Origin of the sequence: Ereboglobus sp. PH5-5 (genome assembly GCF_029504805.1) — a bacterium.
Classification (GTDB): domain Bacteria; phylum Verrucomicrobiota; class Verrucomicrobiia; order Opitutales; family Opitutaceae; genus Ereboglobus.
The window spans coordinates 251,223-263,976 of the sequence record NZ_JAQFIT010000001.1; the positions used below are offsets into that span (position 1 = coordinate 251,223).

General features: G+C 60.7%; 12 protein-coding genes. 4 read left to right on the top strand and 8 right to left on the bottom strand.

Annotated features, from left to right (window positions below):
• Positions 1 to 28 precede the first annotated feature (28 nt).
• The gene (locus M2103_RS00875) at positions 29 to 1,216 is read right to left on the bottom strand and encodes an MFS transporter (RefSeq protein ID WP_277508124.1); all 1,188 of its coding nucleotides are present in this window, start codon (positions 1,214 to 1,216) and stop codon (positions 29 to 31) included.
• A gap of 192 nt (positions 1,217 to 1,408) precedes the next feature.
• On the opposite strand from M2103_RS00875, the gene M2103_RS00880 reads away from it, so the two are divergent.
• The 4 genes from M2103_RS00880 (at position 1,409) to M2103_RS00895 (ending at position 5,329) form a co-directional block, all read left to right on the top strand.
• On the top strand, positions 1,409 to 1,636 hold the full coding sequence (locus M2103_RS00880; RefSeq protein ID WP_277508125.1) for a hypothetical protein: 228 nt from the start codon (positions 1,409 to 1,411) through the stop codon (positions 1,634 to 1,636).
• 21 nt (positions 1,637 to 1,657) lie between these two features.
• A complete protein-coding gene (locus M2103_RS00885; RefSeq protein ID WP_277508126.1) occupies positions 1,658 to 2,476 on the top strand; it encodes a succinate dehydrogenase cytochrome b subunit in 819 nt (272 codons plus the stop codon).
• A 69-nt stretch (positions 2,477 to 2,545) separates the two neighbouring features.
• Entirely contained in the window at positions 2,546 to 4,471 is a 1,926-nt protein-coding gene (locus M2103_RS00890; RefSeq protein WP_277508127.1) for a fumarate reductase/succinate dehydrogenase flavoprotein subunit, read from the top strand.
• Between the two features lie 75 nt (positions 4,472 to 4,546).
• Positions 4,547 to 5,329 (top strand): succinate dehydrogenase/fumarate reductase iron-sulfur subunit, encoded by a 783-nt coding sequence (locus M2103_RS00895; protein WP_343215370.1) that lies wholly within the window; start codon positions 4,547 to 4,549, stop codon positions 5,327 to 5,329.
• A gap of 71 nt (positions 5,330 to 5,400) precedes the next feature.
• On the opposite strand, the gene M2103_RS00900 is transcribed toward M2103_RS00895, so the two are convergent.
• From M2103_RS00900 to folD, 7 genes are all read right to left on the bottom strand, one after another.
• Positions 5,401 to 5,853 carry a hypothetical protein gene (locus M2103_RS00900; RefSeq protein WP_277508129.1) on the bottom strand — a complete coding sequence of 151 codons (453 nt, stop codon included), beginning with the start codon at positions 5,851 to 5,853 and terminating at the stop codon, positions 5,401 to 5,403.
• Positions 5,854 to 5,888: 35 nt separating this feature from the next.
• Positions 5,889 to 6,893, bottom strand: coding sequence for an agmatine deiminase family protein (locus M2103_RS00905; RefSeq protein ID WP_345783528.1), 1,005 nt, complete (start codon positions 6,891 to 6,893; stop codon positions 5,889 to 5,891).
• 202 nt (positions 6,894 to 7,095) lie between these two features.
• A complete protein-coding gene (locus M2103_RS00910; RefSeq protein WP_277508131.1) occupies positions 7,096 to 8,691 on the bottom strand; it encodes a PhoH family protein in 1,596 nt (531 codons plus the stop codon).
• A 626-nt stretch (positions 8,692 to 9,317) separates the two neighbouring features.
• The gene (locus tag M2103_RS00915) at positions 9,318 to 9,638 is read right to left on the bottom strand and encodes a hypothetical protein (protein WP_277508132.1); all 321 of its coding nucleotides are present in this window, start codon (positions 9,636 to 9,638) and stop codon (positions 9,318 to 9,320) included.
• A gap of 73 nt (positions 9,639 to 9,711) precedes the next feature.
• Entirely contained in the window at positions 9,712 to 10,848 is a 1,137-nt protein-coding gene (locus tag M2103_RS00920) for a response regulator (protein ID WP_277508133.1), read from the bottom strand.
• Entirely contained in the window at positions 10,845 to 11,594 is a 750-nt protein-coding gene (locus M2103_RS00925) for a methyltransferase domain-containing protein (protein WP_277508134.1), read from the bottom strand. Before M2103_RS00925 ends, M2103_RS00920 begins: the two co-directional genes overlap by 4 nt.
• A 264-nt stretch (positions 11,595 to 11,858) precedes the next feature.
• A complete protein-coding gene (folD, locus tag M2103_RS00930) occupies positions 11,859 to 12,734 on the bottom strand; it encodes a bifunctional methylenetetrahydrofolate dehydrogenase/methenyltetrahydrofolate cyclohydrolase FolD (RefSeq protein WP_277508136.1) in 876 nt (291 codons plus the stop codon).
• Positions 12,735 to 12,754: the final 20 nt, after the last annotated feature.

Below are 12,754 nucleotides of genomic sequence, written 5' to 3' on the forward strand. Positions count from 1 at the left end.
CATGCTCGCGAGGCAAACCGGAAAACCGTCACGCCTTTGCCCGCCGCATCCACAGTATCATCGGCACCATGATGAACGGTGCCACGGCGGAAATCGCCAGCCCCCAGTGCAGGTCGCGCCAGTCGGCAATCATTCCCACGAGCCACGGCATGAAGATGCCGCCCGCGTTGCCGAGCGCGGCCAGCATGCCAAACATGCTCGCGCCACCGTTCGGGTAGCGGTCCGCGGTCACCGCAAGCGTTGTCGGCCAGAGGCAGCTCCCGGTGAACCCCGCCGCGATGCACGCGAGCAACGCCACCGGCGCGCTCGGGAAAAACGCTCCGATCCAGAAAAGCACCACCGAAAATCCGCACCCCCACGCCATCATCACAAACGGATCCATGCGCCGCCCCGCCATGCCCACGATCATGCGCCCGGCGGTCATCGCCACGGAAAATAACAACAGCGACAAGCCGCCGATCCACACGGGATAGCCGAGACTCTTTTCCGCGTAGAGCGGCAGCCACTGCGCCATGCCCGCCTCCGTTGCGCCGCCGAGAAAAATCGCCGCCATCGCGACGACAAACCATCCGCGGCGCACCAACTGGCTCATCGGCATGCGCGCTTTTTGGGCGACGGAGTCGCGCCGGGACTTGTCCTCCCCATCGCCAACCATCGACGGAAAACGCAACGGCGCCATCATCGCCGCCAGCACGAGCGGCAGCGGCAGCAGGAGCAGGCACGTTCCCGACCAGCCGAGCCCGATGCTCAGCGTCACGGTTCCCACGCCAATTGTCATCACCGCGCCCACGCAATAAAACGAATGCAGCCAGTTGAGCGCCACCGTGCGACGCTCGGGGTTGAGCACCGACACAATCGGGCTGAGAATCATGTCTGTCATGCCCGCGCCCAGCCCCATCGAAAACAGCGCGCCGCACAACAACCCGTAACTGGGCGCCCACGCCATCGCCGCGAGACTCGCCGCCGTGGCGACGTTGCCGAGCAACGCAAACAGTTTTGCGCCCCAACGGTCCGCAAGCGGCCCCGTGATAAGAATCCCCGTGACCAGCCCCGAAAAACACCACGCGCTCAAGCGCCCGAGCTGTTCCTTTGACAGCCCCGCCTCGCCGCCAAACTCCACGCTCAACTCCGTGAGAAACACCGGCAGCAAATTCATGCCGATGGACAGCGCCATCATCGACCCGTAGCAAAGCCGGGTGAGAAGTTGCGCGCGCACTGCGGTGCTGGGTTGAAAAGACGACATCACGCCAAACTGGAACAATCCCCAGCCGCAATGCAATCACGGCATTTGCACATTCAACGATTCGAATAGTCGCGAACAGTTGCCCATTGTGACTGTCGCGCCGCGCCGCCCTTCCCCGCCCCCCCGCAATTCACCAGCCCCAAACGAGCCTGATGCACTTACCCCATGCGTGCCGAACCAAAGCGGCCCTCCCCTGAAAAGTTTTTAGCAAACGATCACAATCTCGCTATTAAGACCCAGTCTCGATTTTTAAGCAAAAAAATCCTCTTTTTTGAGAACGAAGCCTCGACAAAACGCGTTCCAATTCTTCCCTTGTATCAGCCCGCCGTCCGACCTTTGCCGGAAACCACCGTTCCCGCGCAGTGTCGCCGGCGGGCAAAACCTTTTCTCTGAACCAGCCACCCACATCAAACGATGACTCCCATCGCCAACCTCGTAACATCCTCAATAGGTCGAAAATTCCTCATGGCCCTGACAGGCCTCGTGCTCACCGGCTTCGTCACAGGCCACATGGTGGGCAATTTGCAGATATTCCTGCATCCCGACCACATCAATGGTTACGCCCATTTCCTTCAGGGACTCGGGCTCGCACTCTGGGCCGTTCGCGGCTTTCTGCTGCTTTGCGTGGTGATCCACGTTTGGGCGGCCGTCACACTTTGGGTTGAGAGCAAAAAGGCTCGCGGCCCCGAAAAATACGACCGCAACAAGTGGCTCGCCGCCACCACGGCCTCGCGCTACATGCGCCTCACCGGCCTCGTGGTGCTCGCGTTCATCATCTACCACATCCTGCATTTCACGGTTGGCGTGCAAGGCACGGGCGGCGTGTTCAAGGACGCGCTTCCGCACTGGGAAATGACCGACAACGTCAAGGAATTCGGCATCCCCCTCGCAAACAAGGGCGAGTCCGTCCACGACGTTTACAGCATGGTTTTCCTCGGCTTTATGAACCCGGTTGTCGCCGGTTTCTACATGCTCGCCGTCGCCCTCCTCGCCATGCACCTCTGGCACGGTGTCGAGTCGCTCTTCCAGACCCTCGGCTGGCGCAACCATAAATGGTCCTGCCTGCTGCGCGGCATCGTCGGCCTTTTCGCCTTTGTCTACTTGCTCGGCAATCTCGCGATGCCCGGCCTGATCGTCAGCGGAGTCGCCAAGCCCGCCGAAGGCACCACCGCCGCCAAGGCCGCTGCGATCCAATGCTCCGCCGGCGCCACGCAAACCCCCGCGCAAAAATAACCGACGCGCTCCCGCACCACCGAAACCTCACTTCCTAATTCCTAATTTCTAACTCCTAATTTTTTTACCATGGCCAAACTCGAATCCAAGATTCCCACAGGCCCGCTCGCCGACAAGTGGAGCACCTACAAGTCCGAAGCGCTCAAGCTCGTCAACCCCGCCAACAAGCGCAAATACGAAGTCATCGTCGTCGGCGCCGGCCTCGCGGGCGCCTCCGCCGCGGCCACCCTCGCCGAACTCGGCTACAAGGTGAAATGCTTCGTGTTTCACGACACCCCGCGCCGCGCCCACTCCATCGCCGCTCAAGGCGGCATCAACGCCGCTAAGAATTACCAGAACGACGGCGACAGCGTCCACCGCCTCTACTACGACACCATCAAGGGCGGCGACTACCGCTCCCGCGAGGCCAACGTCCACCGCCTCGCCGAAGTGTCCGTCAACATCATCGACCAATGCGTCGCGCAAGGCGTGCCCTTCGCCCGCGAATACGGCGGCCTGCTCGCCAACCGCTCCTTCGGCGGCGCGCAAGTCTCGCGCACCTTCTACGCCCGCGGCCAGACCGGCCAGCAACTCCTCCTCGGCGCCTACTCCGCGCTCATGAAGGAGGCCGGACGCGGCGCGGTCGAAGTGCACCCCTTCGAGGAAATGTCCGACCTCGTCGTCATTGACGGCCAGGCCAAGGGCATCATCACCCGCAACCTCGTCTCCGGCGAAATCCGCCGCTGGTCCGCCGACGCCGTCATCCTCGCCACCGGCGGCTACGGCAACGTCTTCAACCTCTCCACCTACGCGCGCGGCTCCAACGCCACCGCCGCCTGGCGCGCCTACAAACGCGGCGCCTGCTTCGCCAACCCCTGCTTCACGCAAATCCACCCCACCTGCATCCCCGTCTCCGGCGATTACCAGTCGAAACTCACCCTCATGTCCGAGTCGCTCCGCAACGACGGACGCATCTGGGTTCCGAAAAACGCCGCCGACTGCGACAAACCCGCCAGCCAAATCCCCGAGGAAGCGCGCGACTACTATCTCGAACGCATCTATCCGAGCTTCGGCAACCTCGCCCCACGCGACGTCTCCTCGCGCGCGGCGATGCGCATGTGCGACGAAGGCCGCGGCGTTGGCCCCGGCAAGCGCGGCGTTTACCTTGACTTCGCCGACGCCATCCAGCGCCTCACCGAGGACGGCGTGCGCGAACGCTATGGCAACCTCTTCGACATCTACCACGAAATCACCAACGAAAACGCCTACAAACAACCCATGCGCATCTACCCCGCGGTGCACTACACCATGGGCGGCCTCTGGGTTGACTACAACCTCATGTCGAACGTCCCCGGCCTCTTCGTTCTCGGCGAGGCGAACTTCTCCGACCACGGCGCGAACCGCCTCGGTGCCTCAGCGCTCATGCAAGGCCTCGCCGACGGCTACTTCGTCATCCCCTACACCATCGGCAATTACCTCGCCACTCAGAAACCCGGCTCCCGTCCGAAAACCGACGCCACCGAGTTCGCGCAAGCCGAGCAAAACGTCCGCGGCATCAACGACCGCCTCCTCGGCGCCAACGGCAAGGAACCCGTCTCGCACTTCCACAAGCGCCTCGGCCTCATCATGTGGGAAAACTGCGGCATGGCCCGCACCAAGGAATCGCTCCAGAAGGCGATCAAGCTCATCCCCGAACTCCGCGCCGAATACTGGCAAAACGTCCGCGTGCCCGGCTCGGGCGCGACCCTCAACCAGTCGCTCGAAAACGCCAGCCGCGTCGCCGACTACATGGAACTGAGCGAACTGATGTGCCGCGACGCCCTCGCCCGCGAGGAAAGCTGCGGCGGCCACTTCCGCGAGGAATACCAATATCCGGACGGCGAATGCAAACGCGACGACGCCAACTTCGGCCACGTCGCCGCCTGGGAATACCAAGGCGACGGCAAGGACCCGCTCCGCAACGTCGAACCGCTCAACTACGAATTCACCCAGATGAGCGTTCGCTCCTACAAATAAGCCAAAAGGGCATACGCACAACCAAACACATTTAACAAACACACTCCCATGGTTGCCGAATCATCCGAAAAAAACATCAACGTGACCCTTCGCGTCTGGCGCCAGGCCGGACCGAACCAGCCCGGCAAGTTCGTCGAGTATCAGGCGAAGAACTGCAACCCGAACATGTCGTTCCTCGAAATGCTCGACGTTGTGAACGACAGCCTCGTCACGCAAGGCGAGGAGCCCATCGCGTTCGCGCACGACTGCCGCGAAGGCATCTGCGGCACCTGCAACCTCGTCATCGACGGCAAGCCGCACGGCCCGCACAAAGCCATCGCCACCTGCCAGACCTACATGCGCAGCTTCGCCGACGGCGCGGTCATCACCGTCGAGCCCTTCCGCGCAAAACCCTTCCCGGTCATCAAGGACCTCATCACCGACCGCAGCGCGTTCGACAAAATCCAGCAGGCCGGCGGCTTCATCAGCGTGCGCACCGGAGCCGGAGCCGACGCCAACGCGACCCCGATCTCGAAGGACAACGCCGACCTCGCCATGGACGCCGCCCAATGCATCGGCTGCGGCGCCTGCGTCGCGGCCTGCAAAAACGCCAGCGCCATGCTCTTCGTCGCGGCCAAAGTCTCGCAGTTCAGCCTCCTCCCGCAAGGCCAGCCCGAGCGCGACCGCCGCGTGCTCGCCATGGTCGCCAAGATGGACGAACTCGGTTTCGGAAGCTGCACCAACCAATACGAATGCAGCGCCGCGTGCCCGAAGCTCATCAGCCACGACTTCATCGCCCGCATGAACCGCGACTACATCAAGGCGACGATCCGCCAGACCTTCAAACCGAAGAGCAACGCCGTCGCCGGCGGCGCATAAAGACGTGGCGCAGACTGCCAATTTTCCAACCAACCAAAAGCGCGCCAATCACCGGCGCGCTTTTTTTATTTTCACTTCCCGGCCTTCAGTGCCTCGTTCACGTATTTCTCAAACACGCCGTAAAGCCCGCTTTCTCTCAACGGCTGCTTGGTAGCCATGCCGTCGCGACTCATGCCGCTGTCCTCCAGAATCTCGATGAAGAGGATTTGGATTGCAGTGGTGTTGTCCGGCGCGACACCGAAGCGCACACTGGCGCTCACCTGACGCGCCGCGCGCCCCATGTCGCCCGAACTGATCGCGCTGATGGCCTCGATTTTTTTCTGCGCAACCCCGCTGCTCGTGATCTTGTAGCCCATCTGGACAAGCGCGGTGCGGGCCGCGGCAAACGCGGCATCCTCGTCAGTTTCGACAATCACATCGTGGTAGGTGGGATTGATGTGCTCGCGAAGGTTTGCGATATTGGATTTGCAGCCGGCGCCCAAAAGGAGCGCAAGCGTTGCGAGTAACAAGCTGATTTGTTTCATATAAAAATTATGCGTTGGTTTGTGACGGGCAATTTTCAGGCGGGCTGTTGTTGTGAGATGCAATGCAAAGTGCCGAGCCCCCAGATGAGCTCGTAGCAATCGACGGGGACGATTTCGCGGTCCGGGAAACAACCGGCGATGATTTCGCACGCCGCGCCGTCGCGCTTTGGCTGGCGGAATGTGGGCACGAGCACGGCGTCGTTTATGATGAGAAAATTCGCGTAGCTCGCCGGGACGCGCTGGCCTTGAAACGCGAAGGGCTTCGGCATGGGCAACTCAACGATGTCGAACTTTTTGCCCGACGGCGTGCGCATGGAGCGCAGGCGCTCGGTGTTTTCCGCGAGGATGGCGTGGTTGGCGTCGCGCTTGTTTGGCTCGACGACGGTGATGAAGCCGTTGGGTTTGTAGAAACGCGTGATGTCGTCGATGTGTCCGTCGGTGTCGTCGCCGACAATGCCGTCGCCCACCCAGAGGATCGTGCTCACGCCAAGGTAGTCGCGGAGGTTTTGCTCGATCTGCTCGCGCGTGAGCTGCGGGTTGCGGTTTTTGTTGAGCAGGCATTGCTCGCTGGTGAGGAGCATGCCATTGCCGTTGACATCAATCGAACCGCCTTCGAGAACGACGTTTTTTACGAAACGGCGCATCTTGAGTTTTTTCGCGACGAGCGGCGGGATGGTGTTGTCGAGATCGTAGGGCGGATATTTGCCGCCCCAAGCGTTGTGCATCCAGTCGGTGACGGCGACTTCGCCCGTGCGGTCGTTTTTCACGAAAATCGGCCCGTGATCGCGGCACCATGCGTCATTGGTCGGGTGATTGTAGAAGAACACGCGCGACATGTCGGCTCCGGCGCGGTCGCAGAGTTTTTTCGCGCGCGACTGGAGTGCGGCGGCGCAGTTGATGCGGACGTTTTCGCGATAGCTGATGTGAGCGACGATTTGCGCAAAGACGTAGGGGATGGGGCGGAATTGTCCGGGCCACGACGCGCGTTTGTGCGGCCACGAAAGCCAGACGGCATCCTGCGGTTCCCACTCGGCGGGCATGCGGAAACCGAGGGCGGCAGGCGTCGCTGCCACGGAGGAGACGGCGCGTTGTTTGGAGTTTGGTGTTTGATGTTTTGAGTTTTTGCTCACGGCGGCTGAATTGCTTTTCGACAATGCTTTGGCGCGTTTGTGCGAATGGCGACACAAGAATCTGCGCGGCGGCACAGCGGCCTCGCGCATCCGGCGTAAACGCAGCCACGCTTCACAATAAATCCGCCGCCAGCTCCGCGAGCTTGGAGCGTTCGCCCTTGGTCAGCGTCACGTGCGCGGCGAGCGACTGGCCGCGCATCCGGTTGTGACAATAGACAAGGCCGTTGCTGCGCGAATCCACATACGGGTTGTCAATCTGCGCCGGATCGCCGATGAGCACGATTTTAGATCCTTCCGCAATGCGGGTGATCACCGTTTTCACCTCGTGCGGCGTGAGTTGTTGCGCCTCGTCCAATATGAAAAACCGCCTCGCAATCGAACGCCCGCGGATGAAGCACAGTGCCTCGATTTCCACCATGCCGTTGCGAATCAGGCGCTCGTAGGGTTTTATTATTCCGGCGGTCGCGCCGCCGCCGTTTCCGCTTCCGCCGCCGGAAGCGCCCGCAGTCTGCGCAACAGGTGACATCTCCATCGCGTGGGCGCGGGCGTCGTGCTTAGTCTTCTTTTTCTTTGAGACTTTTTTCACCGCAAACTGCGGATCCTTCGGCGGCTTCGAGGGGATGAGCACTTCGAGCGCGTCGAAATACGGCTGGAGCCACGGTTTCATTTTTTCCTCAAGGTCGCCGGGCAGAAACCCGATCTCCTTGCCGACCGCGATCACGGGACGCGAAATCGAGACGCCGTCGTAGCGCGAGCAGGCGTCCTGCGTTTGATGCAGCGCGCACGCGATTGAAAGCAGCGTCTTGCCGGTGCCCGCCTTGCCAAAGCAGGTGACAACCGAAACCGAATCATCAAGCAGCGCGTCCATGAGAAACTGCTGTTCGAGATTGCGCGGGCGGATTGGAATGCCGCCGGGCGCGCGCACGCTTTCGGGAATGCGCAGGCGTCCGACCGTGCACGAGCCGTCGGCCTCCACACCCGCCACGCGCGCGGGCATGGTTTTGTCCACCTCGGAACGCAGCAGCACATAGTCGTTGAGGGCGAGCCCGCGCGACGCCTCGGCACCCAAATCGAAACGGCCCTCCGAGCAGAACCGCTGCATTTCATAAATGGTGACGGGAATCTCGCGATATGCGTCCTCGCGCGCCTCGGCGAGGGCCTCGGGCACCTTGTCGTTGAGATAATCCTGCGACTCCAGTCCGACGGCGCGCGCCTTGAGCTGCACGTTCACGTCTTTCGTCACAAGGATCACGGGCGGCGGAAACTGCTCCTGCACATACAGCGCGCAGGCGATGATTCGGTTGTCCTTCTTGGACAAGTCGGGAAGCACGGCCTGCAAGCGCAGCATCGCCGGATTCGCCCCCGCAAAGTGCTGGTCGACCATGTAGTGGTTTATGATCACGGACAATGAGCCTCCGTTTCGCAATCGCACGCCCTCGTCCATCGAATGCGCATCCGGCAGCAACTCCTGCAGGATTCGATGAACACGGCGCGCATTGCGCCCGCGCTCGGTCGATTGTTCAGTCTTGATGGTGTCCAGTTCCTCCAAAACCTCCACGGGAATGACGAGGTTGTTGTCCTCAAACTTGAAGATCGACTGTGGATCGTGCAGGAGGACGTTGGTATCCAAAACGAAGGTCTTAGCCCTCGTCTTGGGCTCCTTGAGCAACTGTGATTTTGGGGCTTTCGCCCGGCTCAGGCTTTCCATTGGTGTGGATAAGATGTGAACAAGTCAGCACAGGTGCGCGCATTTGTCGAACGCGGAATTCACTTTTCAAAAAAAGAGGCGGCCCGCCTACCCCTAAGCGGACCGCCATTGCTTTCTTTGTTACCCCAAATCTCCCGCTATGCGGGAGAAATCTGAACTACCTACGCAGAGTAAGACGCGGCCTCTCCAAAAAGGATTCAAAAAAATTAAAGATTTTTTTCGCGGCCTCAAACAATCGTCTCAAACGCTCGTTTGAACACTTTTTTCACATTCTCACGGCGCGGGCAAACAAAGAGGGCGGCCCGCCTACCCCTAAGCGGACCGCCCATTGCTTTCTTTGTTACCCCAAATCTCCCGCTATGCGGGAGAAATCTGAACTACCTACGCAGAGTAAGACGCAGCCTCCCGCAAAATGTTTCAAAATAATCCGGCGCTTTTTCCAAAAAACTCAAACACTCGTTTGAACGGCCCGACAAACCTTTTGCCACAAAGAAACAGCAGTCGGGATTAATTAATTTATAATCAATTAATTACAATGCCTAATCCTTCGACTCCCATCAGCGGATCGAATCATTTAAATGCCAATTAGTCCGCGCCCCGCGCATGAGTTTAACATAGTTTTTAAACTAAAACTGAGCGCCGTCGCGCCACAAAGTGAACTGATCCCCGGCTTTTTTCTTCTTCGGTCGCGGCTCCGTCCAGATGAGTATCAAGTATTCCGCCAGGTTGCGCATGCTCATGCCGGTCGAAACATCCTCCAGTTGCCTCACCACGCGGGCGCGCTCGACAAGATAGGCGCGCAATTCCCTGCCCAAAGCCTCCGCCGTCAGATAATCGTCGGGCTGCGCGGCGGCCACGCTGCGAACCTTTTGCTCCCAGTAGGATTTTTCCTCGGGGTTTGCCCGTATGTAGTCGAGAAGCTGTTGTTCGCCTTGATTTAATGCCATGCGCGCAAACTTGCGAGGCCTTGCAACAAAAACAACCGCAAAACGGAGCGGTAATCACCGGGCGCCACCCCGATCACTCCCCCTGCCGGACAGGGCAGACGAGCGTCGCCACGGTGCCGCCGCCCTCGCGGTCGGCCAGGGTCAAGTCGCCGCCGAGCGTGCGCAACGTGTGCCTCGCGATGCTCAGGCCCATGCCCACGCCGACGTTTTGTTTTGTGCTCACAAAAGGCTCGAACATGTGGTCGCGGATTTCCGGCGAAATGCCACGCCCCTGATCCTCGACGCTGATCTGAAACGCATCCCCGCCGTGCGCCAGTTTTGCAAGGCTGGTTGCAATCGTAATCGGACGCGCACTTGCACCGTCCGCATCCGCGCCGGGCAACCCGTAACTTTCCCATGCGTTGACCAGCAGCTTGCCCAAAACATCCTCGAACGACTCCACGTGCACATCGACCTCCAAGTCGCCCAGCGGATTCGAAACAGCCACCGGCGCGGTGATTCCAAACGCGTCCTGATAACGCGCGATGCTGTTTCCGATGAGCGCTTGCAGGGGAACGCGGGTCGCCGGCGGACGCGTCCTCACAACAAGCTGGTTGAGTTGCTTGATAACCCCGGCGATGCGCTTCACCGCGCTCTCGACATTGGCCGCGTTGCCCTTGACGAGCTCCGGCTTGTTATACTGGAGCTTCATCAAATCGACGTAGCCGAGCACCACGGCGAGCATGTTGTTCAGGTTGTGAGCGATGCCCTGCGTGACCGCGCCGATCAACGCCGCGCGCCGCGCCTCGGCCAGGCGCTTTTGCAAATCCGCCATCTCGCGATTGATGCTGATGAGGCGCAACTGGGTGCGCACGCGCGCCACCATTTCGTCGAGGTCAACCGGCTTTGTGATGTAATCGACCGCGCCCATCGAAAGCCCCTCGATCTTGTGTTCGCGCGCGCCGCGCGCCGTGACAAAAATAACGGGAATGGCGCGCGTGCCCTCCGCCGCCTGCAAGCGACGGCAGACCTCGATGCCGTCCATGTCGGGCATCATGACATCAAGCAAAATCAACGAGGGCCGCGCCCGCGCCACCACATCAAGCGCCTCCTGCCCGGAGTGGGCGGTCGCCACCTGCAGCCCCTCGCGCTCGAGCTTGCGCTTGAGCAGCTGGACGTTGACCGGCTGGTCGTCGACAACGAGGATTTTTTCACGGGTAAAAGAATTCATGCGCTGGAAGGTTTCGGGTTTTCCCGCGCGCCGCGCATCCAGAATGCCTGGCGGACGGGAAAGTAGGTTCGATGCTCAAATTGACTCCAACCGGCGCGGCGCGCGAGTTCGCAAATCTCGTTTTCCGTGAACGCGCGACGCACCGACAGGCGCGAATCGTATTTCATCATGGCGCGCCGGTAAACCGTCGCCGTGAGCAGCCAGATCGCAAAACGCCCCTTCCAGCAACGCAGCAAGTCGGAGACAAGCACGCTCCCCCGCGACGCCTCGCGGCAAAGCCGGAGCACGCGCACGGCATCGTCCTCGCTGAAATGGTGCAACGCCTGGGAACAGATCACGACATCATAGGCGCCGCCGCCGGGCTCGAACTTGAGGATGTCGGCCTCGATGTAGTTGATTTCTGGATACGCCGTGCTCCGCTTGCGCGCGATGCCGATTGTGAGCGGGTTAAAGTCCACCGCGTCGATCCGCACCTTGATGCCTTGCGCCCGCGCCCAATCGGCAATCATGCGCGGAATATCGCCCGAAGCCGTGGCGAGATCGAGAATGCGGTATTGGGTTTCAGGCGCGGAAAGATTTTCGGATTTGCGAATCCAGAGCGGAAGGAACTGCTGGATGATTTCGTGCCCGCCAAACCTCGCGTTCAGGCTTTCAAGATCGTCGAGGTCTTTTTCGAGCGCGGTCGCATCGCCGCTCTGCGTGACGTCCATCAACTCGGGAATGTCTGGCGAAAAAAAGCGGCGCATGGATTCGTCTTCGTTTTTTTCAACGCGCCAACTTGGGATATTCGCGTATTTGAGCCGACGTATAAACACGCCCGGCCTCGCTGTCACGAAGTCCGGCTTCGATCCGTTCCCTCACTTCCCTCTCTTCAATCGACAGATCGCGTGTCGGAACGGCGGTTTGGCAAACTGCCGCTTTTGCTCGAAGCTTACTGCCGGGCGCGACTTCGTCGCGTCGGGCGACCTGGAGATCGCCCCTCCGCGCGCACGCATTTTTTGCACGGCCTGTCATTTCTTCTGCGACAGCCTCCATGCTTTCACGGTGTTGCTCATGAGCATTGCGACGGTCATCGGGCCGACGCCGCCGGGCACGGGCGTGATCTGGCTGCACAGCGGCGCGACGCTCGCGAAGGCAACGTCGCCGGTGAGCCGGTAGCCGGTTTTTTTCGTGGCGTCGGGAACGCGGTTGATGCCCACGTCGATCACCACGGCGCCGGGCTTGACCATGTCGGCGGTGACGAACTCCGCGCGGCCAATCGCCGCGATGAGCACGTCGGCCTGGCGCGTGATTTCGGGAAGGTTCGCCGTCTGCGAATGGCAAATGGTGACGGTGCCGTTGGCGCCGGCTTTTTTCTGGAGGGCGAGAAGCGCGACGGGTTTGCCGACAATGAGCGAGCGGCCGAGCACAACGACGTGCCTGCCCTTCAGGTCCACGCCGGAGCGCGCGAGCATTTCCATAATGCCGGCGGGCGTGCAGGCCACAAAGCCGGTGGGATCCTCCTGCGCGACCTTGCCGAGGTTGATGGTGTTGAAACCATCGACATCCTTCTCGGGCGAAACGCGCCGGAACACCGCGACCTCGTCGATGTGCCCGGGAAGCGGCGATTGCACAAGAATGCCATCGACTTCCGGATCGGCGTTGAGCTGGTCGATCAGCGCGAAAAGCTCGTCCTGAGAAATGGTGACCGGCGGCAAAATCACGCGGCTGGTGATTCCTATTTCGGCGGATGTCTTTTCCTTTTTGCGCACATAGGAGATCGATGCGGGATCGTCGCCCACGCGCACGAGCGCGATGCAGGGTTTGCGTCCGTCGATGGCGGACACCTCGGCCTTGAGTTCGGCGATGATGGTTTGAGCGATTTGGTTTCCGTCGATCAGTTTCATAAAATTTTGAATTTTCGATT